This window comes from Zhihengliuella halotolerans, assembly GCF_004217565.1.
In the GTDB taxonomy this organism is placed as follows: Bacteria; Actinomycetota; Actinomycetes; order Actinomycetales; family Micrococcaceae; genus Zhihengliuella; species Zhihengliuella halotolerans.
Genome location: NZ_SHLA01000001.1, coordinates 2,670,755 through 2,692,845, shown reverse-complemented (window position 1 = coordinate 2,692,845; position 22,091 = coordinate 2,670,755). Strand labels below are relative to the sequence as shown.

Annotated in this window: 18 protein-coding genes and 1 pseudogene; 6 read left to right on the top strand and 13 right to left on the bottom strand. The window is 67.3% G+C overall.

Features of this window, described 5'->3' with window-relative positions:
- Position 1: 1 nt before the first annotated feature.
- Positions 2 to 1,210, bottom strand: a complete 1,209-nt coding sequence (locus EV380_RS12260; RefSeq protein WP_130451382.1) for an acyl-CoA dehydrogenase family protein — start codon at positions 1,208 to 1,210, stop codon at positions 2 to 4.
- 177 nt (positions 1,211 to 1,387) lie between these two features.
- On the opposite strand from EV380_RS12260, the gene EV380_RS12255 reads away from it, so the two are divergent.
- Positions 1,388 to 2,593 (top strand): CaiB/BaiF CoA transferase family protein, encoded by a 1,206-nt coding sequence (locus tag EV380_RS12255; RefSeq protein ID WP_130451381.1) that lies wholly within the window; start codon positions 1,388 to 1,390, stop codon positions 2,591 to 2,593.
- Between the two features lie 69 nt (positions 2,594 to 2,662).
- On the opposite strand, the gene EV380_RS12250 is transcribed toward EV380_RS12255, so the two are convergent.
- Positions 2,663 to 3,454: an SDR family NAD(P)-dependent oxidoreductase gene (locus tag EV380_RS12250; RefSeq protein WP_130451380.1), complete on the bottom strand. Its 792-nt coding sequence runs from the start codon at positions 3,452 to 3,454 to the stop codon at positions 2,663 to 2,665.
- Between the two features lie 104 nt (positions 3,455 to 3,558).
- Between EV380_RS12250 and EV380_RS12245 the strand changes: the two genes are divergently transcribed.
- The gene (locus tag EV380_RS12245) at positions 3,559 to 4,065 is read left to right on the top strand and encodes a MarR family winged helix-turn-helix transcriptional regulator (protein WP_130451379.1); all 507 of its coding nucleotides are present in this window, start codon (positions 3,559 to 3,561) and stop codon (positions 4,063 to 4,065) included.
- A gap of 57 nt (positions 4,066 to 4,122) precedes the next feature.
- Here EV380_RS12245 and EV380_RS12240 read toward each other — a convergent pair whose 3' ends face one another.
- Positions 4,123 to 5,070 (bottom strand): D-2-hydroxyacid dehydrogenase family protein, encoded by a 948-nt coding sequence (locus EV380_RS12240; RefSeq protein WP_130451378.1) that lies wholly within the window; start codon positions 5,068 to 5,070, stop codon positions 4,123 to 4,125.
- Between the two features lie 26 nt (positions 5,071 to 5,096).
- Positions 5,097 to 6,017 (bottom strand): AraC family transcriptional regulator, encoded by a 921-nt coding sequence (locus tag EV380_RS12235; RefSeq protein ID WP_130451377.1) that lies wholly within the window; start codon positions 6,015 to 6,017, stop codon positions 5,097 to 5,099.
- 90 nt (positions 6,018 to 6,107) lie between these two features.
- Between EV380_RS12235 and EV380_RS12230 the strand changes: the two genes are divergently transcribed.
- Together EV380_RS12230 and EV380_RS12225 are read left to right on the top strand one after the other, a co-directional pair.
- Entirely contained in the window at positions 6,108 to 6,905 is a 798-nt protein-coding gene (locus EV380_RS12230; protein ID WP_242607606.1) for a Rossmann-fold NAD(P)-binding domain-containing protein, read from the top strand.
- Complete coding sequence (locus EV380_RS12225; RefSeq protein WP_130451375.1) at positions 6,902 to 7,327, top strand: anthrone oxygenase family protein; 426 nt, start codon at positions 6,902 to 6,904, stop codon at positions 7,325 to 7,327. The genes EV380_RS12230 and EV380_RS12225 overlap by 4 nt, the downstream gene beginning before the upstream one ends.
- 34 nt (positions 7,328 to 7,361) lie before the next feature.
- Here EV380_RS12225 and EV380_RS12220 read toward each other — a convergent pair whose 3' ends face one another.
- Both EV380_RS12220 and EV380_RS12215 read right to left on the bottom strand, forming a co-directional pair.
- Positions 7,362 to 8,153 (bottom strand): SDR family NAD(P)-dependent oxidoreductase, encoded by a 792-nt coding sequence (locus EV380_RS12220; RefSeq protein WP_130451374.1) that lies wholly within the window; start codon positions 8,151 to 8,153, stop codon positions 7,362 to 7,364.
- A gap of 27 nt (positions 8,154 to 8,180) precedes the next feature.
- Positions 8,181 to 9,338, bottom strand: coding sequence for an acyl-CoA dehydrogenase family protein (locus EV380_RS12215; RefSeq protein ID WP_130451373.1), 1,158 nt, complete (start codon positions 9,336 to 9,338; stop codon positions 8,181 to 8,183).
- Between the two features lie 198 nt (positions 9,339 to 9,536).
- On the opposite strand from EV380_RS12215, the gene EV380_RS12210 reads away from it, so the two are divergent.
- Together EV380_RS12210 and EV380_RS12205 are read left to right on the top strand one after the other, a co-directional pair.
- Entirely contained in the window at positions 9,537 to 10,277 is a 741-nt protein-coding gene (locus EV380_RS12210) for a maleylpyruvate isomerase family mycothiol-dependent enzyme (protein WP_130451372.1), read from the top strand.
- 112 nt (positions 10,278 to 10,389) lie between these two features.
- The gene (locus tag EV380_RS12205) at positions 10,390 to 11,208 is read left to right on the top strand and encodes a DUF2637 domain-containing protein (protein WP_130451371.1); all 819 of its coding nucleotides are present in this window, start codon (positions 10,390 to 10,392) and stop codon (positions 11,206 to 11,208) included.
- A 19-nt stretch (positions 11,209 to 11,227) separates the two neighbouring features.
- On the opposite strand, the gene EV380_RS12200 is transcribed toward EV380_RS12205, so the two are convergent.
- From EV380_RS12200 to EV380_RS12170, 7 genes and pseudogenes are all read right to left on the bottom strand, one after another.
- Entirely contained in the window at positions 11,228 to 12,346 is a 1,119-nt protein-coding gene (locus tag EV380_RS12200) for a Fic family protein (RefSeq protein ID WP_130451370.1), read from the bottom strand.
- Positions 12,347 to 12,569: 223 nt separating this feature from the next.
- Positions 12,570 to 12,827 carry a hypothetical protein gene (locus tag EV380_RS12195; RefSeq protein WP_130451369.1) on the bottom strand — a complete coding sequence of 86 codons (258 nt, stop codon included), beginning with the start codon at positions 12,825 to 12,827 and terminating at the stop codon, positions 12,570 to 12,572.
- Complete coding sequence (locus EV380_RS12190) at positions 12,824 to 16,042, bottom strand: type I restriction endonuclease subunit R (protein WP_130451368.1); 3,219 nt, start codon at positions 16,040 to 16,042, stop codon at positions 12,824 to 12,826. Before EV380_RS12190 ends, EV380_RS12195 begins: the two co-directional genes overlap by 4 nt.
- A 125-nt stretch (positions 16,043 to 16,167) precedes the next feature.
- A pseudogene (locus EV380_RS12185) lies at positions 16,168 to 17,154 on the bottom strand (PDDEXK nuclease domain-containing protein); the annotation flags it as partial.
- Between the two features lie 68 nt (positions 17,155 to 17,222).
- Entirely contained in the window at positions 17,223 to 18,401 is a 1,179-nt protein-coding gene (locus EV380_RS12180) for a restriction endonuclease subunit S (protein ID WP_130451367.1), read from the bottom strand.
- On the bottom strand, positions 18,398 to 20,014 hold the full coding sequence (locus tag EV380_RS12175) for a class I SAM-dependent DNA methyltransferase (protein ID WP_130451366.1): 1,617 nt from the start codon (positions 20,012 to 20,014) through the stop codon (positions 18,398 to 18,400). The genes EV380_RS12180 and EV380_RS12175 overlap by 4 nt, the downstream gene beginning before the upstream one ends.
- On the bottom strand, positions 20,014 to 22,029 hold the full coding sequence (locus tag EV380_RS12170) for a hypothetical protein (protein ID WP_130451365.1): 2,016 nt from the start codon (positions 22,027 to 22,029) through the stop codon (positions 20,014 to 20,016). Before EV380_RS12170 ends, EV380_RS12175 begins: the two co-directional genes overlap by 1 nt.
- Positions 22,030 to 22,091 lie beyond the last annotated feature (62 nt).

Sequence of the window (22,091 nt, the reverse complement as noted above, 5' to 3'; positions counted from 1 at the left end):
GCTACCCCCGGGCCGGTCGGAACGCGTTGTGCCCGGTCAGGTGCTGGCCGAGGATGAGCGTGTGCACCTCGTCGGTGCCCTCGTACGTGCGCACCGATTCGAGGTTGTTCGCGTGCCGCAGCGGCGAGTAGTCGAGCGTGACGCCGTTGCCGCCGAGGATTGTCCGGGCCTCGCGGCACACCTCGATGGCGGTGCGGCAGTTGTTGAGCTTGCCCGCGGAGATCAGCGGCTTCGGCAGCGTCCCGGCGTCCTTGAGCCGTCCGATATTGATCGCGAGCAGCTGGGCCTTGTGCACCTCGAGGGCCAGGTCCACGAGTTTGCGCTGGGTGAGCTGGTAGGAGGCGAGCGGCTGGCCGAACGGCGTGCGCTCCTGCGCGTAGCCGGCGGCCTGCGTCAGTGCGTCGCGTGCGGCGCCGACGACGCCCCAGACGATGCCGTACCGGGCCTCGTCGAGGCACGCGAGCGGGCCGGCGAGTCCGGCGTTCTCCGGCAGGATCGCGTCGTACGGCAGGCGCACGCCCTGCAGCTCGACGTCGCACTGGATCGACGCGCGCATCGACAGCTTCGGCTCGATCGGGCGGGCGGAGAAGCCGGGGGTGTCCGTCGGGATGATGAACCCGCGCACCCGCTCCCGCCCGCCGTCGACGGCAGCCTTGGCCCAGACGATCGCGACGTCGGCGATCGTCGCCAGACCGATCCACCGCTTGGAACCGTTGAGGACCCACTCGCCGCCGGACTCGACGGCCGTCGTCGTCATCGCCCCGGGGTCCGAGCCGGCCTCCGGCTCGGTGAGCGCGAAGCAGCCGATCGTCTCGCCGCGCGCCATGGACGGGAGCCAGCGCACCTTCTGCTCCTCGGAACCGTGGCGGTGGATCGCCGTCATCGCGAGCGACCCCTGGACGGAGACGAACGTGCGCAGCCCCGAGTCCCCGGCCTCCAGCTCCTGGGCGGCGATTCCGTACTCGACGGCGGTGCGGCCGGCGCAGCCGTAGCCGTCCAAGTGCATGCCGAGCAGCCCGAGCTCTCCGAATTCCTGCACGAGCTCGACCGGGAATCGGGCCGACTCGTACCAGTCGGCGATGTTCGGGCGGACCCGGTGATCGACGAACTCGCGCACCGCATCTCGCAGTCCGAGCTCGTCGGCGCTGAACAGTGATGGGCACTCGAGCATCTCGGCCAGGGGCGACCCGGCGAGGGCGGTCTCGGTCATGGGGGTCCTTCCTCGGAACTGAACGGTGCTGCTGGCAAGCATCTCCCACGCCGGTGCCCGGCGGAACCGCGACGCCTATATATGTCTCATAGGTATCAATCGGCCTTCGATTCGGTATTTCAGCTTAACGGATCTTTCGGTCACGATGGAGATCCACCCGCAATCCAAGGAGCGACGATGCCGCGCAGCACCGACGAATCACCGGTCCCCGGCCGGCCGCGCACGGGACCGCTCGCCGGCGTCGTCGTCGCGGACCTGAGCCGCGTCCTCGCCGGACCCTACGCGACGATGCTGCTCGCGGACATGGGCGCCACCGTAATCAAGGTGGAGAGCCGCGGCGGCGACGACACCCGCGCGTGGTCCCCGCCCGAGCGCGACGGCGAGAGCACGTACTTCCTGGCCGCGAACCGCAACAAGCACTCGATCGCACTGGATTTCGACGACGACGCGGACCGCCGCGTGCTCGACGCGGTCATCTCCCGGGCCGACATCCTCATCGAGAACTTCCGGCCCGGCTCGCTGGCCAAGCGCGGGCTCGACTTCGAGACCCTCGCGGCCCGGCACCCGGCGCTCGTCTACACGTCGATCACGGGATTCGGCACCGGGGCGGGAGCCGGGCTGCCCGGCTACGACCTGCTCGCCCAGGCCGCCTCGGGGTTCATGTCGGTCACGGGCGAGGCGGACGGGGAGCCGATGCGCGGCGGCGTCGCCCTGTTCGACGTCATCACGGGCCTGCACGCCGCGGTCGGGACCCTCGCCGCGTATACGGAGGCGCAGGCCTCCGGGCATGGCCAGCACGTGGAGTTCGATCTGCTGACGTCCGCGCTCTCCGGGCTCGTCAACCAGGCATCCGCCTATGTCGCCGGCGGCGTCGTGCCGTGCCGGATGGGCAACGACCACCCGAGCCTGTTTCCGTACGGGCCGTTCCCGGCCCGCGACGGGCAGATCGTGATCGCGGTCGGCAACGACGCCCAGTTCGCCCGGCTCTGCGCCGTGCTCGGCATCGACGCCGCCGCGGACGGGCGCTTCGCGACCTCGCACGCCCGCAGCGTGAACCGCGAGGAGCTGCGCCCGCTGCTGAACGAGGCGCTTGCCCGCCGCGTCGCGGCGGAGTGGTTCGAGCTGCTGCGGGCCGCGGGCGTCCCGTGCGCACCGATCCTCTCGATCGCCGGTGGCGTCGAGTTCGCCGAGTCCCTGGGGCTGGCCCCGGTGGTCGAGACCGGCCACAGCGGCCGGACCGTGCCCACGGTGCGGAACCCGGCCACGTTCTCCCGCACGCCCGTCGAATACGACGGCGCCCCGCCCCGGCTCGACGGCGACCGCGAGGCGGTCCTCGCCTGGCTCGCCGAGACCCCGGCTACGACCGTGCCCGCCCGCGCTTGATCGCTCCCGCCGGCTGGGCTCGTGCGGCCGTGTCATTTCTGGTTTCGTGTGACGCTCGCCCTCGCGGGACTAGAGCACGCCGGTGAGCACTCCACCGTCGGCTCGGACGGCAGCGCCATTGGTCGCGGAGGACCGTGGGCTCGCGAGGTACGTGACGAGGTGGGCGATCTCAGAAGGGTCGATGAAGCGCTCGAGAAGCGTGGTTGTCCTCCCGCTGATGATCGCAGACTTGATCTCCTCGACGGGCAGGGACCGGGCGTCTGCCAATGTTTCGACCGCTTCAGCGACACCGTTGGAGTACGTTGGTCCTCCGAGCACGGTGTTGACGGTGACCTCCGTGCCTCGCGTGAGCTTGGCGAGCCCATTGCCGAGGGCGATCATCGCTGATTTCGTCACTCCGTAGTGCACCATGTCGGCAGGGACGTTGACGCCCGATTCGCTGCTGATGAACACGATGCGACCCCAGCCCCGCTCGAGCATCGCAGGAAGCGCGTGGCGCGACAAGCGGACGCCGCTCATCAAGTTGATGTCGAGGTAGCGGGCCCACTCGTCATCCGAAATGGCAGGGAAGTCGGCCACTCCGAAGATCCCGACATTGTTGATGAGAATGTCGACGTCTCCCAGTACTGCCAGGAGTCGTGCGACCTCCTCGGGCCGGGCGAAGTCCGCCGCAATTCCATCATGGTCTATGCCGGCATGGTCGGAGCGGAGCCGGGATACGGCGTGCTCGACGGAGGAGGTGCTGCGTCCGTTGACAATGACCCGAGCACCCTCGTCTGCCAGTGCCGAAGCGATCGCGAAGCCGATGCCTTGCGTTGAGCCGCTCACGAATGCCGTCTTGCCGTGCAGTTGCTTCTTCATGGTGACCACTTCCCTCGTGGCGCTGGGCGCCATTTACTTGCCTAGGCAAGTAAATGTAGGCGGAATAACTTTCCTGCGCAAGTAACTTGTTATAGGTTCAGCGCATGAATCCACCCACGTCCGCGTCGGGCCTCGACACCGAACAGCTGGAGATTTGGGCCGCCGTCGCTACGCTGCTCGAACGGCTGCCGGCGGCGCTGGATGCCCAACTGCAGCGCGACAGCGACCTGACCCACTTCGAGCACGGGCTCCTATTCGCCTTGGGCGCCGCCCCGGACAGGGCCTTGCGGATGAGCCAGCTCGCTGGCTATGCGAACTGCACGCTCTCGCGCCTGTCCCGTGCTGTCACACGCTTGGAGAAGAAGGGGCTGGTGCGGCGAGCGGTCGACGAGCTCGATGGTCGCGTCTCGAAGGCAGTGCTCACCGACGACGGAGAGGAAATGCTCTGGCAGGCGACGCCGGCGCACCATGCCCTCGTGAAGCGACTGGTCTTCGACCCCCTCACTGAGGCGCAGACGCGCAAGCTCGGTGCCATCAGTCGCGAGATCAACACAGCGATCGACCCGGCGGAGGTCTGGAAGGCGCCGACGGAACGTGGGGGCGTGGGCTGACCGAGCGGCTCTCGGCTGGCTTTCTCGGTATCCGGTTGGGGACCCGCTCCCACCCGGCTACGTGACGACGCGGAGCGGAGCGCCTGCCGTCCACGCCCGCACGTCCTCGAGGGCGTCCCGGTAGAAGACGCGGTACTGCTCGCGCGTGACGTAGCCGAGGTGCGGGGTCAGCAGGGTGCGCGGGGCCTCGAGTAGCGGGTGTCCTAGCGGGAGGGGCTCGACATCGAACACGTCGAGCGCAGCCCCGCCGAGGCCGCCGTCGTGCAGCGCCTCCAGCAGGGCGTCGGTGTCGACGATCCCGGCGCGGGAAGTGTTGACCAGGAGCCCGTCGGGGCCGAGGGCCTCGAGCTCGGCCCGTCCGACGATCCCGCGCGTGCGCTCGGAGAGTCGGGTCGTGATGGCGACGACGTCGGACTCCGCGAAGAGCTCCTGCTTCCCCACGCGGCGTGCGCCGGCGGCCGCGGCCCGCTCGGCGGTGAGGTTCTCGCTCCAGGCGATCACGTCCATGCCGAACGCGCGGCCGTACCCGGCGACGCGCGTGCCGATCTTCCCGAGCCCGAGGAGGCCGAGCGTCCGCCCCGCCAGCTCGCCGCCGACGCCGGTCTGCCAGCGGCCCGCCCTCAGCGCGGCCTGCTGCCCGGGGATGTCCCGCACGGCCGCCATCAGCAGCGCCCACGTCAGCTCGGGGGCGGCGGCTGGGGAGGAATCCGTCCCGCAGACGGTGACGCCCAGATCGGTCGCGGCGGCGATGTCGATCGAGGCGTTCCGCGCGCCCGTCGTGACGAGCAGTTCGAGGTCGGGCAGGCGCTCGAGCACCTCCCGGTCGAAGGCCGTGCGCTCGCGCATGGCGACGGCGGCGGTGAACCCGGTGAGCGCGGCCGTCAGCTCGCGCCCGCGCAAGTGGCGGCGGAAGGAGTGCACCTCCCAGCCGTCCAGGTCGTCCCAGGCGGCGACGTCGCGCGCGACGTCCTGATAGTCGTCCAGCAGTGCGAGTTTCCGCGTCATGGCCCGATCCTACGTGTCGGTGTCAGTCATCGGGAGAGGCGGCGGTACTCGGTGGGACTGGATCCGACCTGCCGCTTAAACGCGGTGCTGAAGGCGAAAGCGTTGTCGTAGCCGACGCTGCGTGCCACGTCGGCGACACTGGTGCCACGGGTGTGCAGCAGATCGCCAGCGAGCGTGAGCCGCCACCGGGTCAGGTAGCTAATGGGCGGTTCCCCGACACCCGCCCGGAACCGTGCCGCCAATGAGGCACGCGAGACGTTGACTCGGCGGGCCAGTAATTCCACCGTCCACGGCGCTGCCGGCTCAGCGTGTAGAAGCTCTAGTGCGTCTAAGACCATCGGGTCGTCACACGTCAACCAGGTGGCATTTGCCGGGCGTTCGGGGCTTTCAAGCCACGCGCGGATGGTGCTGACCACCAAGACGTCGAGCAGCCGGTCGAGAACTATCTGTGCGGCGGGGTCTTGATGGGACATTTCGTGTTCGATGAGCTTGACGAGGGCGCGGTTAGTCAGTGTGTGTGGGACAACTACCAGCCGGGGAAGCGCGCGAGTGACCAGGCCGCCGGCTGCTTCAGAGCGTTCGTACGTGCCGACCAAGAGGGACGTTTCGCCGTCAGCCGTGTTGCCCCAATGGCGGATCCCGTGCCGGAGTTCCTCGCGGAGGTCCCGGCCATCGAGGGTGCTGCAGCGCTGACCCGGGGTGATCTCGATGGTTGGCGGACTCCCCGCGGTATCGCTCACGTAGTACGGCTGGGGGCCGCGAACAAGCGCAACGTCACCTTCGTCCAGGCGCCTGCCGTCCACTAGTGCCGTACCACGCGTGACGGTCAGGACCGTGAGTGCCGCGTGGTCGCGCACCGTCAGGCCCCACGGCGCACTCATGTTCATCGACAGGGCAAAAGCGCGCGCAGCCCGCGGACCGTCGAGGAAGTGTGTGATTGGATCCATGCTGAACATTTTGGACGCTGGCAAAGCTTTAGGCGAGTTCAAGGCATTCAAAGTCTTCGTTGAGTGGGATGAGATGGTGTTATGACAACCTTGATCATCGGCGGCCCCGGACGAACCGGCACCCGCATATTTGACCGTCTCACCGCAGCTGGCCGGCCCGTACGTTATGCCTCACGCCGCACCGGATTCGATTGGGACTCAGCCACCTCCTGGCCCGCTCCACTGGCGGGCGTCACCGCGGCGTACGTCTGTTTCGCTCCCGATCTGGCTTTTCCCGGCGTCCCGGAGAAGATGCGCGAGCTGGGCCGAATGGCCGCCGCGGAAGGAGTGGAACGGCTGGTGTTGCTCTCTGGTAGAGGAGAAGAAGGCGCCCGCGCCAGTGAAGCGGCCTTGCGCGAAGCCGGTGTGCCGACAACGGTCCTGCGCTGTTCGTGGTTTCAACAGAACTTCTCTGAGCACTTCTTGGCCGGCCCTGTCCGACGTGGTCGGTTGCGGCTCCCGGCGCCGGATGTCCCGGAGGCTTTTCTGGATCTGGAAGATGTCGCTGATGCTGCGGTAGTTGCCCTGACCTCGACGGATCCCGAGGACAGGACGTATGAACTGTCAGGCCCGGAGCTGCTGACGTTCGCTGACGCCGCCCAGGTCCTGTCCGTGGCGGGCGGACGCTCCGTTACCTTCGAAGCCGTCGACGTTCCTACCTTTCTTGCGGACCTGGCCGCTGACGGTGTGCCGGCGCAAGAAGCTGAACCGTTGGCGGGTTTGTTCACGGACATCCTGGACGGGCGGAATGCCTCCTTGGCTGGTGGCATCCAGGAGCTCCTGGGGCGCCCCGCCTCACCGCTGCGCGAGTATGCGCGCAGGGCGGCCGCCGCCGGGGCGTGGGCATGATCCTAACCGTTGCGGTGGTCGGCGCCGGTGTGGTTGGCGGGGTCTACGCCGGATTCGCCACGTTGGTTATCCCAGCGCTGAAACGGCTCGAGGCGCCGGCCGCTACCGCAGCGATGGTGACTATTAACCGGGTGGCCGAACGTGGTCCGTTCGTGGCGGTTTTTGGTGCCGTGGCGCTCGCCGCAGTTGCGCTGGCGGCCAGCACGAACGCGCGTGAGGCTCCGGAGCAGTGGTGGGTCGCGGCGGCTTCGCTGTCAAGCACCGTGGTGACGGTGGCTGTCAACGTTCCACTCAACCGGCGCCTCGAACGGGAAGGTGCTGTGTTCTGGGACCGCTATGCACGCCGCTGGGGTGCTGCCAATACGGTGCGTGCAGTGCTGGCCAGCGCCGCCGTCGTACTCGCAGGCACCGCGTGGCGCTAACGTAAAAACGCCTGCGTGCTTTTGCCTCAAATGGCTACGCCATCGTGAGCCCGCCGCTGACCGAGAGGGTCTGGCCGGTGACGTAGCCGGCGGCCGGGGAGGCGAAGAACGCGACCGCGGCCGCGAGGTCCTCCGGCTGGGCGAGACGGCGCAGCGGGATCGCCTTGATGAGCGCCTCGCGCAGCTTTGGGCTGTCGGCGCTGATCGAGTCGAACAGGGGCGTGTCGGCCGGGCCCGGACACACGCAGTTCACGGTGACCTGGTGCCGGGCGATCTCGCGGGCCAGCGTCTTGGTGAACGCGATGACCCCGCCCTTCGCGGCCGAGTACACGGCCTCACCGGTAGAGCCAACGCGCCCGGCGTCGGAGGCGATGTTGACGATCCGCCCGCTGAAGGAATCGTCCGCCGCCCGCTGCTCCGCCATGACCGGGGCTACCGCGTGGCACAGGTTCAGCGTCCCGTAGAGGCTGATCCCGATGATCTTCTCCCACAGGGCCGGATCGGTGTCGACGAACGGGCCGACTTTGTCCCAGCCCGCGTTGTTCACGAGCACGTCGATTCGCCCGTGTTCCTCGCGCGCGGTGGCGACCGCGGCGTCCACCGACGCCCGGTCCGTCACGTCCGTGGCGAGCGCCGAGTGCCGGGCGCCGCCGACGCGCGGCAGGTGCGCGGCGGCGTCGTGCCCGGCTTCGTCGTTGATGTCCAGCACGACGACGGAGGCGCCCCGCGCCGCGAGTTCGTGCGCGATGCCCCGGCCGATGCCGGAGGCGGCGCCCGTGACCAGTGCGGTCCGTCCGGTCAGTTCGGGGGTCGGTTCGTGACTCATATGGCTCCTTCTTCCGTGGTTCCTTGTCTACGGGGCGAACTCGCGGCCCACTTTGTGCCGGGCAATGACCATCTTCATGATCTGGGCGGTGCCGTCGCCGATTTGCAGGCCGAGGACGTCGCGCAGCCGCTGCTCGAACGGGAGCTTGCGCGTGTAGCCGAGCTGGCCGTGCAGCAGCAGGCACTGGTTGATGACGTCGTACGCGGTCTTCGGTGCGAGCCACTTGCACATGGCCGCATCCGCGGTGTGCGGCAGGCCCTGGTCCTTGAGCCAGAGGGTCCGGTGGCAGAGCAGGCGGGCCGCAGCGATGAGCGTCTCCGCCTCGGCGAGCGGGAACGCGACGCCCTGGAAGCTGGAGAGCGGGTGGTCGAACGCCTGGCGGTTGCGGGTGTACTCCCACGTCTCGTCGACCGAGGCGGCGGCCGGGCCCAGGCACTGCAGGCCGATCAGCGCGCGCGAGAAATCGAAGCCCTGCATGACGGAGATGAAGCCCTGCCCCTCGGCGCCGAGCATCGCGGCCTCCGGGATCCACGCGTCGGCCAGGTGTACGAGCCCGCGGGCCACGGCGCGCGTGCCCATGTCGTCGATCGCCTCCCGGGTCAGCGTGCCGGCCTCCTCGAGCGCCGTCACGTCCAGGAGGAACGCGGTGATCCCGTGCCCGCGCGAGGCGTCGGGGTCGGTCTTGGCGAACACGACGGCGGCCTCGGCGGCCATGGCGAACGACATCGACTTGGTGCCCGTGAGCACCCAGCCGCCAGCCTCGCGGCGCGCGCAGAGCGAGGGGTTTCCGGCGTCGGATCCGGCGGCCGGCTCCGAGAGGCCGATCCCGATCAGCCCCGCGCCCGAGCTGATGCGGGGCACCCAGCGGGAGGCGACGTCGTCGTGCGCGTTGTGCGCGATGATGTGCCCGACGAGCGAGCCGATGATCTGCAGGTAGGCGACGTTGAAGTCCCCGCGCGCGATCTCCTCGGTGATCAGGCCGGACGTGAGGTGGGACTCGCCGCGCCCGCCGAGCTCCGCGGGCAACTCGGGGGCGATGAGGCCGCGGGACCCGATCTCGGCCATGAGGGCGGGCTCGATTCGGCCGGCGCGCTCGCGGGCGGCGTAGTCGGGCGCGATCTGCTCGGCGATGGCCCGGGCCGATTCGACGAAGCGCTGCTGCGCCGGTGTGGGTGCGAAATCCATGGTGTCCCCTCGGGTGCGCGTGGGTGCTGCGCGGGTTCGCCGGCGAGTGGGGTCGCCACCTACGCCGGTCTGTGATGCGGGTTACATTTCCGATGTTAGCAGTCATTAACTTAGATTGCGCCCCCGGGCCTGACCGGGGGTGGGAGGTTGTGGGATGCTGTTGTCAGCACCTCGTCGCCGAGCCGGAGGGACCCCGCCATGGATGCACACCGAGACGCCACCGTCGATCCCGCGCTGGAGGATGAGCTGACCGAGGCCCGGCGCGCGGCCGACTACTTCCGGAACCGGCTCGACGAGCTCGAGGACGACGAATTTGCCGCCGATTCGCTGCTGCCGGGGTGGACGCGCGCGCACGTCGTCGCCCACGTCGGATACAACGCGCACGCCCTCGCCCGCCTCATGAGGTGGGCCGAGACCGGCATCGAGACGCCGATGTACGTCTCCGAGGCGGCGCGCGACGAGGAGATCGAGGCCGGCGCCGCGCTCGACCCGGGGCAGCTGCACTACCTCTTCGCCGACTCGCAGGACGCTCTGGACCACCTCTGGCAGCGGGCAACGGATGCCGTGTGGTCCGCCGAGGTCAAGACGCGGCAGGACGACCCGCTGCCGGCGCGGGCGACCGTGTGGCTGCGCGCCCGCGAGCTGTGGCTGCACGCCATCGACCTGGACAGCGGGGCGGGCTTCGGCGACCTGCCCGAGGACGTACTGCGGCACCTGCTGGCCGACATCGAGGAATCGTGGGCGCGGAACGGCGACGCCCGGGGCCTGGCGCTCGGCCCGTCCGCAGGCGGCCCCGCGCCCGGCGTTACCGAGGTCTCGGGGCCGCTGCCGGAGCTGACGGCGTGGGCGGTCGGCCGGGCCCGCTCGCTCGCGTCGCTGCGCTTCACCGGCGACGGGTGGAACGGCGGGGAACCCGGGAACGCGCCGGCCTGGCTGTAGGCCGGTTCGCCCTTTTCTCAGGTGCGCGTCATCTTGTCGTCACTCCGTGCGGATAAAATGCTATGGGGGCGGGGAGCGTCCCGACCCGCACAGTGTGAGGAAGTACCGCCGAATGATTGATCAGGACCAGCAGAAGATCCCGAACGAGCCGCACAAGGCCGTGCTCTGGACGGCCGTCGGGGCGACGGTCGTCATCGCGATCGGCGCGTTCGTCCTGTCGTTCGCGGCGTTGACTGACCTGGCCGAGCGCTCGGGCATCGAGTCGCACCTGGCATGGATCTGGCCCATCATCGTCGACGGCATGATCGTCGCCGCCACGGTCGCGATTGTCGCCCTCAACGGGCACCCGCGCAAGGCCCTGGTCTACCCGTGGGCGCTGCTGTTCTTCGGCGCGATCGTCTCGACGGCGGCGAACTCCGTGCACGCGATCCTCACCGTCGAGGGCACGCAGTCGGGCATCCCACCGGTCGTCTCGGCGCTCGTCGCCGCGATGCCGCCGGTGGTCCTGCTGGCCATTACGCACCTCACGGTGCACATGTACCAGAAGCGGGCTGAGGCCGCGCAGATGCGCGATGAAGCTCAGGCCGTGCTCGACGCCGAATACGCCGCGTCGGCGGAGGCGAAGGCCGCCGAGCGCGCCGAGATCGAGGCGGACATCGACGCCCAGTACCGCGAGTTCTACGAGTCCCAGCTCAACGAGCGCATCCACGCGCTGCACGCCGAGTGGACCGCGGCGGAGCAGGCTGACCCGGCGGCCGCGGCCGCCGAGGGTCTCGAGCCGGCCTTCGAGGCCCACGACGACGCCGCCCGCCAGGACGCGCGCCCCGCGCCGGCCGCTCGGGTGGGCGAGGGCGACGGCCCGGCCCCGCTGTATGACGACACTTGGGAGCGCATCGCTCCGGGCACCCCGTCGCCGCGCACCCGCGACTGAGCGGCAATTTGGCGTCTGTCTAGAAAAGTGAGTCCTGTGCGCCGCCGGCCTCGGACTCATCGCTGGTGAGCAGTTCCATGAAGCGCCAGTTGACGAAGAGCTTTTCGCGACCCATGGTCGTGGCGACCAGGATGTTGGCGTCGACGAGTGCTTTGAGCCACTTGGTAGCAGTCGGACGCGAGACTTCGCATGCCGACATCACGTTTGAGATCCGGCAGTAGGGCTGCTCGAAGAGGACGTCTATCAGTGCCACGTGCGCGCCCGGAATCGATGATCCGATGTGAGCCTTGAGGGCCAGTTGTAGATCAATGATGCGTCCGATCTTGGACAGTGTCGATACAGAGGTCGCCCGGACGGCATCGAGCATGTACTCGACCCAGGGGATCCAAGCGCCTTCGGCCGTGACGGCTAGGAGGGCGTCGTAGTAGTCGTTCTTCCTGCTGATGATGTACCGAGAGAGGTACAGGACGGGCTGGTTGAGGAGGCCGTTGGACATCAGCATCAAAACATTGAGGATGCGTCCGGTGCGCCCGTTTCCATCGTCGAAGGGGTGGATGGCCTCGAACTGGTAGTGGGCCAGCGCCATACGGATGAGAGGATCCAATCCTTCGCCCGAGTTGGCGAAGTCTTCCCAGGCACTCAGTTTTTGATCGATGGTCGAGCGGCCGGACGGTGGAGTGTAGACAGCCTTCTTCGTCAGTGGGTTGCCGATAAATGTTCCGTCGCCGGTGCGGAGGTCCATGCGGTGCCGCTTGATGGTCGAGCAGACCTCACACGCCGTGTTCGACGTGACGATCCCGCGTTCCGACACTAGCCGGGCGCCTTCCAGCAAGGCGGTTCTGTAGCTCAGGGCTTCACGGGTGGCGGGGTCCGCAGAAGGTTCGTCTTCGGCGTGACGGAAGAGATCGTCGGCGGTGGTGACGATGTTCTCGACTTCCGAGCTCGCCTGAGCTTCCAGTAGTGGAATCGCGTTGATGAGAACACGAGGATTCGTCATGGCACTGGTGGCCTGATTGAGGGCAGACAATGAGGCCCTGGCTTCGATCGTGAGCTTGAGAACCTTCTTCGTCTCGACATCGACAGGCGGTGGAAGAGAAGGCAGGTCGTTGTAGGGTGCGTCTGCTCGCCACGAAGTCATGTAAAAAAACTAGCAAGGTTCTTGGGACGTGTAAAAAATTGAGCGATTTTTTTCAACGTCTCCACGACGTGTGAACGAGCTTTGCATGTTTCCAACATGCTGTAGTTCGGCGATCTACTCGGCTGTGGGATCTGCTGATCCGTTGATGGGCGATCAATTCCCAACGAACTCCCAACTTTTTTGGGAGTTGGGAGTTCGCGCGTCGTGCCTAGCCGAACCTAAGTTACAACGTCTGGGCGCGATCGGCGGGGCGGATGAAGTTGATCCGAACGTCGAGTTCCTTCTCGGCGACGTCGAGGGTCACCGCCGCGAGGTCTCGGGCAAACGCCTTGATGTTTCGACGCTTCCTCGCGCAGGTCAAGCGGCCGATTTCAGGGATCTCCGCGTACCACCACTTGCCTTCCTTCCAAGCGAGTGCCTCCAACCGGCGCCTTGCTGTCATCGTGTGTCCTTCGTTGTCTGATTGGACCGGATCGCTCATGCCGTGGTCCAGGCTTCAGCAGATCGCCCTTGGGCCATCGATTCCATCTGCTCGATGACCAGCTTGATGGCTTCCGGCTGCTTGTCCGGCGGGTAGCCGTTCAGGACCAGAAGCCGTTTGACCGAGGAGCGGAGCTTCGCCCGGACATCCTCCCGCACCGTCCAGTCGGTGCGGACGTCGCGGCGCATCACCTTCACCAACTGGCGCGCGATCTCCGCGAGCATGCCCTCGCCCTGGAGATCCACGGCCGACTCGTTGAGTGCCACCGCGTCGTAGAACGCCAGCTCGTCCTGGTCCAGAGGCGGTGAGAAGTGCAGGCCGCGGTCCTGCTCGTGGGCAACCTCCTTGGCCAGCTCCACCAGCTCGGCGACGACTTCCGCGGAGGTCAGCTGCTGGTTGGTGTACTTGATCATCAAGTCGGTGATGCGCTCGGAGAACGCGCGTTGCCGGATGGTGTTGTGCTTGGTGGCCTGCGCGGATTCCTCGGCCACGAGTTTTCGCAGGGCTTCGATGGCCAGCTGCGGGTTCTTGGCCTGCTGCGTCTGGGCCACGAACTCCGGAGTCAGGTCCCCGAGCGAGGGCTTGGGCATGCCTGCGGCCGCGTAGATGTCGAGTACTTCTCCGGTGGCGTCGGTCGCGGTGTTGATGAGCTGGCTCAGCATCCGCTGGATCTCCTCCGGCACCGGCTCGCCCCGGGCCTGGCGATCCTGGGCGTCGAACTTGCCCATCCAGACCCGGATCTCCTCGTAGACCTGGATCTCCGGCCGCAGCTCCTCGAGCTGTCCGGACCCGGTGCACAGGGCCCAGGCGCGCGCGAGCCGGCCCGCGACTTCGCGGAAGCGGACGGCGAGGGGCTGGGCGCCGTCGTCGTCGGGTGCATTGCCCGGGGTCTTCGGGTCACGGAGGTAGTTGACGGCGCCGGTCACGGCGTTGAGGAACGCCTTGGGGCCGGGCTTGTTCAGCACGGCCTTCCAGTCGTAGCCGGAGAGCACGTCCCGGGCTTGGGCCAGGAGCTCGGCGACCACGCCGACTTCCTCGTCCACGCTCCTGCCGACGGGTTTGGTCGCCTGGTCGTTCTTCGAGTATTCGGCCAGCGCCTTGGCCAGGTTGTCTACCAGGGGAGCGAAGGTCACGAGCAGCCCGTCCCGCTTGCCGCGGAACGTGCGGTTCACTCGGGCGAGCGTCTGCATGAGCAGCGCACCCTTGAGCGGGCGGTCGAGGTAGAGGGTATGCAGGGGAGGGGCGTCGAATCCGGTGAGCATCATGTCCTTGACGATCACCAGCTCCAGCGAGTCCTCCGGGTCCTTCAGGCGCTCCTTGATGGTGTTGTTGGCGGAGTCCCGCCGCACGTGCTCGGAGACCGGCGGGGCGTCGGTGGCCGTGCCGGAGTAGACGACCTTGATCCTGCCCTGGGCTTCGTTGTCGGAGTGCCAGTCTGGCCGCAGCTTGACGATCTGCGTGTAGAGATTCGCGCAGATCTCGCGCGTGCCGCCGACGATGAGGGCCTTGCCGACGCCGGGCGTTCCGTCTCCGTCCGCGATGAACCCGGCCATTGATGCCCGACGTCGTTCCCAGTGGGTGATGAGGTCCCTGGCCAGCTCTTCGAGCCGTTCGGGCGCCCCGTAGACCGCGTTGATGACGGCGACCGACTGCTCCACGCGGGCGCGCTCGGTGTCGTCGAGGCCGAGTGTGGCCTCGTCGGCCGCCGAGTTCAGATCTTCTTCCGTGATCTCGTCGGCAAGCTGCACCTTGATCAGGCGCGGCTCGAACAGCACGGGCACGGTCGCGCCGTCGTCGACCGCCCGGGAGAGGTCGTAGACGTCGATGTAGTCGCCGAAGACCTCCCGAGTATTGCGGTCCTCGAGGGAGATGGGCGTGCCCGTGAACGCGATCAGCGTGGCGTTCGGCAGGGCGTCGCGCAGGTGGCGGGCGTAGCCGTCGAGGTCGTCGTAGTGGCTCCGGTGGGCCTCGTCGACGATCACGATAATGTTCTTGCGGTCGCTGAGCAGCGGGTGGTCGAGCCCGGCGTCCTTCTCCTCTTTGGAGCGGCCGAACTTCTGCAGGGTGGTGAAGTAGATCCCTCCGGTCACGCGTCCGGACAGTTCCTCGCGCAGCTCGGACCGGCGCCGCACCTGCTGCGGGGTGTCCGGCAGGAGGAGGGAGCGGGAGAACCCGGAGTACAGCTGGCCGTCGAGCTCGTTGCGGTCGGTGATGACCACGATCGTCGGGTTCTTCAGGTCCGGGTGGCGCATGACGGAGGCGGCGTAGAGCTCCATCTCCATGGACTTTCCGGAGCCTTGGGTGTGCCAGACGACGCCGGCCTTGCCGTTGGTGCGGACGGCGTCGACGGTGGAGCCGACCGCCTTGGTCACGGCGAAATACTGGTGCGGCTTGGCGATGCGCTTGAGGAGGCCCTCGGAGGTGGAATCGAAGGCCGTGAAGGAGCGCAGCAACTGCAGGAAGCGCATGGGATTGTAGAGGCCGTCGATCGCGGTCTCGATCGGGAGTTGGGCGTCGCCGTCGACGCTGAATCCGGGCGGGACGGGGGCTCCGTCGTCGTCCACATTCCAGGGGGAGAAGTGGTTCAGCGGCGTGAACGGGGTGCCGTACTTCGCGTCGATCCCGTCGGAGGCGAACGTGAAGAGGGAGAAGCGGAAGGCGAGCGGGAACTCGCGCAGATAGGTCTGCAGCTGGGAGTGGGCGGCGGCGACGTCGGCCGTCTTGGAGCCGGCCTTCTTGAGCTCCATGATGCTCACCGGCATGCCGTTGCAGTAGAGCACGACGTCGAAGCGGCGGCGGTAGTCGCCCTGGACCAGGGTGACTTGGTTGACGGCGAGCCAGTCGTTGTCGGTCTCCTCGGCGCCGATGAGCCGCAGCGTCGGGTTGTGCTCGGTGCCGTCCGAGTCCAGGTAGGAGATGCGGTGCCCGTCCGTGTACATCTGGTGGATGCGGTGGTTCTCAGTGATGGCGTCCTGGGAAGTGGGCGCGACGATCTCGGCGAGGGCCTGTTGCAGGTACTGCTCGGGGACGCCGGGGTTGAGCCGGCGCAGGGCCGCGAGGAGACGGGGCTTGATGAGCAGTTCGTCCCAGGAGTCGCGCTCGTCGGTGCCGGGGGCGATCTGGTCCCCGTGGGCGGGGCGCCAGTTCTGGTCGCCGAGTCGCTCGAGGGCGAGGGCTTCCCAGTGGTCCTCGTTGAATCCTGTCTGCGGTGCCATGCTTTGTCCCCCATGTCGTGATCGTTGGCGTCGGCGAGTTCGGCCTCGAGCTCGTCGATGGTCGGCAGTCCTTCGGCTAGCTCGGCCGGAATCGATTTCTCCAGTGCCTCAGCCCACTCGGCCACGCCGATGGGCGACTTGTACCCGCGGAGCGCGTACTCGGCCACCACGGTGTTCTTGGTCTTGCGCAGGAGCAGGCCGATGGTGGGTTCGTCGCCGGGCTGGGCCAGGAGGTCGTCGACGGCGCTCATGTACATGCCGAGCTGGCCGAGGTGGCCGGGCTCGAACTTCGTGGCCTTCAGCTCGATCACCACGAACCGCCTCAGTTTGAAGTTGTAGAACAGCAGGTCCGGGAAGAACTCGTCCCCGGCGACTTCGAGGCGCATCTGGCGGCCCACGAACGCGAAGCCGCGACCGAGTTCCAGCAGGAAGTGTTCGACGTGCTCGACCAGCTGATTCTCGAGGTCGCGCTCGCCATGCTCAGCCCCCATGGACAGGAAGTCGAAGACGTACGGGTCCTTGGTTGTCTCCTGGGTGAGAGCAGCGGACGACGTCGGAATGGTCGCCGTGAAGTTGGAGGTCGCCTTCCCGGTCCGCTCGTGCAGGCGAGTCTCGATCTGCCGCTCGAGCACACGAGATGACCACCCTTCCGCGGCGATGGCGCGGGCGTACCATAGTCGCGTCTCATTGCTGTCGACCCGATCTAGCAAGACCACGTGGTGAGTCCAAGACAAAGTTGCAGGCACTGCCTGCAAAATTTCCTGATCGGGCCACGCTGCGGCGAAGGCCTTCATGTAGCGCAGGTTGCGGGGCGAGAATCCCCGGGCGTCCGGGAAACGCTCCTTGAGGTCGGAGGACAGTCGGGTGACTACCTTCGTCCCCCAGCCTTCGGCGGATTCGCGGGACAGGAGTTCGCGCCCGATCGCCCAGTAGGTGGCGACCAGTTCTTGATTGACTGCTTCAGTGGCGCGGCGCTGTCCGGACTGGATCCGCACCGAGACGGCGTTGAGTAAATCCGGATACCAGGTCGGGACGGAAGCGAGCCCGGGCGTGCTGGAGAAGCGAGCGACGTCGCTTCCAGTCGTCGTCGCGTCTGGGTCGTTCGGTGTCATAAACCTCGTCCTTTCCTCCGGCCTACTCGGCCCGATCCTGATTGTCTACATGCTGGCTACTTTGGACATTAGACGCCGGCACCTTGGAGGATGGCCTCGGCGTCCTTGACGCGGATCTTGCCCGACATGAGCTGGGGGAGTAGGGCGTCGCGAGTCTCAGCGAGGCTGTGAGCCTCCGTGTAAGCCGATTCGATTGATCGTGAGATGTTTCCAACTTCCTCACTGAATTGGCGTGCTTTTGCTTCTCCTGGCCATGGGACATGGCATAAAGAAAGTTCCCTCCAAGATGTCCGTGGCATTCGTGTGCCTTCGCTGCGAGCAGTGACGGTTTCAATGACCGAATCACTTGATATTGCTGCGAGAGTGAACCCAGAAAGGCCGGCTTCTCGTGGCCGTACTACGATGACGTCAGTTGAACTTATTCCGTCGTTTGGCGCCAATGCGACTTTATGAAAGTACGGTCGAAGTTTTCCAAACAGGATATCGTCTCGACGAAAGCGAGACTTTGAGCTGGTGACGTCTTCGGAGGACCCGTGGTTATCGATCCACAGGTGTCGACGGGTGAAGTGCTCAAGGCCCACGTATGGGACTGTGGGCGCAAGAGTGGAGGGGTCGACTTTTTCGCTACCTTGTGTAGCCAAATTGGCAATCGACTGAGTCTCCGTTGCCTCGTTCGTCAGATCGACAAAGGACGCCCTAATCAACTCATCGGCTGTGGTGGCGAGCTTGGTGTTGGCCGCGATCTTGTCGTCGAGGGCGCCGAGGACTTCGGCGATGGCTTGTTGTGTAGCGAGTGATGGTATGCGAACCGGCCATCCTCCCATTGTTTTGAGCGGGATTCGATTGACGGTTGCCCCATGAACGGTGTGCTGCTCGATTGTCTGCTGAAACTCTTGTGACAGATAGAAGTAGAGGAGGAACTTTGGGTCTACAACCCTTCGGTCAGGTCGGAGTAGTGCCATTCGTCGGCCAAGGCATGCTTTGATGTCGGCGGGCATGAGTGCTGCGTCCCCCAGGCGGGTTTCGTAGGAGAAGAGGAGGTCTCCTGCCTGAGGTGTGACCCGTCGGGTCCAGCGACTGAAATCTTCGTCGGAGACATGGTCTGACTCAGATAAGTCGAGATGACCCGACTTGAAGCTGGAGATATTTAAGAAGTACGGACCGCTATCGACTCGAGTCGGAGTAGCGTGAGGGCCATCAAAAATTTTTCCCAGGCTGCCGAATGTCATCTCTTGCAAGGCGTTCACGAGACCCTCCCTAGTTGCTCGCGGACGACTACGGCCAGTCGTTCCGACTCATCGAACTGCTCGAGCAGTTCCTTCTTGAGGCGATGGAGCTTCTCCTCGATCGGCTCGCCGTCGTCCTCGACCTCAGCCGCGCCGACGTAGCGGCCCGGCGTGAGCGCGTAGCCCGCGTCCTTGATGTCCTGCAGGCTCGCCGAATAGCAGAACCCCGGAACGTCCTCGTACTCCTGCCCCGCCGCAGATGAGTGCCCTCGCCACGCGTGGAAGGTGCCCGCGATCTTCCCGATGTCGTCGTCGGACAGCGCCCGCTCCGCGCGGTCCACCATGTGCCCCAAATTACGGGCGTCGATGAACAACACCTGTTGCCGTCGATCCACCGAACCGCCAGCGCCCGCGGACTTGTCCTTCGCGAAGAACCACGTGCACACCGGGATTCCGGTCGAACGGAACAACTGGGTCGGCAGTGCCACCATGCAGCTCACCAGATCCGCCTCTATCAGCCGCGCGCGGATCTCGCCCTCGCCGCCTGAGTTTGACGACATCGAGCCGTTGGCCATGACCACGCCCGCGGAGCCGCCCGGCGTCAGCTTCGAGATGATGTGCTGGATCCACGCGTAGTTGGCGTTCCCCGCCGGCGGGACACCGTACTTCCAGCGCGGGTCGGCCTCGTTGCGCGCCCAGTCCTTGATGTTGAATGGCGGGTTGGCCATGATGAAGTCGGCCTGCAGCTCCGGGTGCTGGTCCCGGGCGAACGTGTCACCCCAGCGCGGCGCGAGATTGGCGTTCAGGCCGTGGATCGCCAGGTTCATCTTGGCCATGCGCCACGTGCGCTCGTTCAGCTCCTGCCCGTACACGCTGATCGCCGTGCGGTCCTCGTGGTGGGCGTCCAGGAACTTCTCCGTCTGCACGAACATGCCGCCCGAGCCACAGCACGGGTCGTACACCCGCCCGCTGGTCGGCTCCAGCACCTCGACCAGCACCCGCACCACGCCGGACGGCGTGTAGAACTCGCCGCCGCGTTTGCCCTCAGCGCGGGCGAACTTCTCCAGGAAGTACTCGTACACCTCGCCGAGCAGGTCACGGGCGCGGCCTGCGCCCTGGCCCGTGAAGCGGGCCGAGTTCAGCAGGTCCAGCAGCTCGCCCAGCCGGCGCTGGTCCACGTTGTCCCGGTTGAAGATCTTCGGCAGCGTCCCAGCCAGGGACGGGTTGGACGTCATGATCGCGTCCATCGCCGCGTCGATCAGTTCGCCGATGTTCTTCGGCGCCCGCCCGCCCGCAGCTGGTAGGCCCTTGGCGTTGTCCGCCAGGTATTTCCAGCGCGCCGTGAACGGCACCCAGAACACCCCGTACCCGGTGTACTCGTTCGTGTCATCGAGGAAGTCCGTGATCTGCTCCTCGCTCATCCCGCTCGCAGTCAATTCTTCGTTGATCGCCTCGCGCCGTTCGATGAACGCGTCCGAGACGTACTTCAGGAACACCAGGCCGAGCACCACGTCCTTGTACTGGGCCGCGTCCATCGAGCCGCGCAGCTTGTCCGCGGCCTTCCAGAGCATGGGCTTGAGCTCCTGGGCCGTGCTCGGCGCGGTGCTCTCCGCGGCCTTCTTTCTGGGGGGCACTAGTGGTCTCCTTCGGTGGTGGTCTGTGTCGTGATGATTCTCAGGGCCCCGGCGGCGGCGCCGTCGGAAAGCCGGTCGGTCAGCGCGTCCAGCCGCTCCAGCTGGTCGCGCAGGCGGGTGCGCTCGACGTCGATGTCGCCGAGGGCCTCGCCCAGGTCAGGCGTATCCTCTGGGTCGAATCTTCGCACGAGCCACCCCCGCCACGGGCCGCGGCCACCGGACAGGTCCGCCGCGAGTGGCCCCGGCAGCAGCGAGGCGCCGCGGATCCGCAGGATCCGGTCCGGGTAGCGCACGACGCCGGCGCCCACGGGGTCGACGACCGCCGCCGGCGCGCCGCTCGTCCGGAAGACCACGTCCCCGGGTTCCGTTAGCCGGGCGCGCGGATAGCGGGACGCCAGCACGAGCGGATCGATGCGGGCGGTCCCGGCCGGCGAGTCGGTGCCGAGCACGCGCAGCCCCGCGCCGCCGTCGTGCGTGAGATCGGCGTTGTCGATCCGGGCGCCCGGAAGGTACGCGAGGTCGCCGGAGGCGAGGAGCGCCCGCACCGTGGCGCTGGGCGTCGGCGTTCCGCTGCCGCGTGTCAGGCCGAAGCCGAAGCGCTCCGCGGGGATGTTCGTGTTTGCCGGCGCTTGCACGTGCTCTAGCAGTCGCTCGGCCCTGATCAGCTCCGCGGACGGATCCGCGGGCCGTCCCTTCGACGCCGGAGGGCGGCGGAGCCCGGTCAGGGGGCCCGACGAAGCGATGAGCCGGCTGGTCTGGACCAGCGAGGCGAACCGGAACGCGTGGGCGCGGAGGGCGGAACGGTCGCCGAGGGACGCGGCGATGTCGGAGATCAGGTCCTGCCGGCCGGCGGTGTTCAATTCCTCGGCCGTCAGGTCGGCGGTCATCGTCCAGCGGTCGGCGAGGGGCACGTCCGGGTGCGCGGATCCGAGCACCCAGAGCGCCATCGGTTGCCGGATGCGGGTCGGGACGAGCCCGGCGGGCAGGCGCACTGCCGCGCGGAGGCGACCCATGCGTAGGATCTGGGAGCGAGTGGATTCTGCTGGGCCGGAGAGGGCGTCGACCAGCCACCGGGCCGGACCAACGATGAGCGCGCCGTCCGCGTCGCTCATGGACAGGGCGATCTCGTCGATGGCGCGGAGTGCCCCGGCAGCGTCCGCCGCGGGCTCGCCGGGGCCGGGGAATTGTGCGACGACGATGCGCGGGGTTCCCTGCGAACGATCGTAGGCCGGAGCCGGTCCGTGGTGTCCGTGGGCGGCGAGATGGACGCGGAGCCGACGCGCGGCGAACCGTTGGGCAGCCTCCGTGCAGTCCCCGCGGAAGTTCATGGCCAGACCCAAGTCCGCCGGCCGGGACTCGCCGAGGGTGATTGAGACGCCCAGGACCAGGTCACTGCCGCCCGGGGTGGCCTCCCAGAACGCATCGGCCCCCGTGGCAAGTGACATCGCGGCGGCGGCCTCTGCGGTCAGTTGCGTGAGCGGGCCTCCCAGCGAGGTGTCGGCGAGTTCAGGGAGGCCGGTGCGGAACCGGTCCTGCACCAATTGTTCGAAGGCCGCGGCCGGTGAGTAGGCGGCGTCGGAGACGCGATCGGTGTAGCCGGCGAGGGCCGCCGCCTTAGCGCCGAGGTCCTCGATTTCCCGGTACAGGTACGCGTCATCCGGGTCGGCATCATCGGCCAGATCCATGAGATCGTTGGCGCTCCGTCCGGACAGCGGGACGCCGGTGAGAGCCGATAGCGCCAGGAGCGCACCGACCGCCGGAAAGTCCTCTCTCGCGCCGGAGACGAACGCGGCCGCGTCCTCGGCAGCGGCCGGATTGTTGCCGCGGCCCGTGGCGGCCAGCCAGCGGCAGATCTCGTCGACGTCGAAGAGGTCGCGACCCGCTCTGCGTGTGGCGACGGCCGGGAACGGGTGCGACGAATCACGACTGCGGGCGCGCCACATGCTCACGACCGGCCGCTGCACGTGGGCGAGAAGGGCGATGTCGGTCATCGTCACTAGGCCTGTCGCCGCCATCGCTTCACCTCCGTGTCCTCTTCAACTTCTCCTGGGTCGGTCGACCCGTTGCACCGATCCTA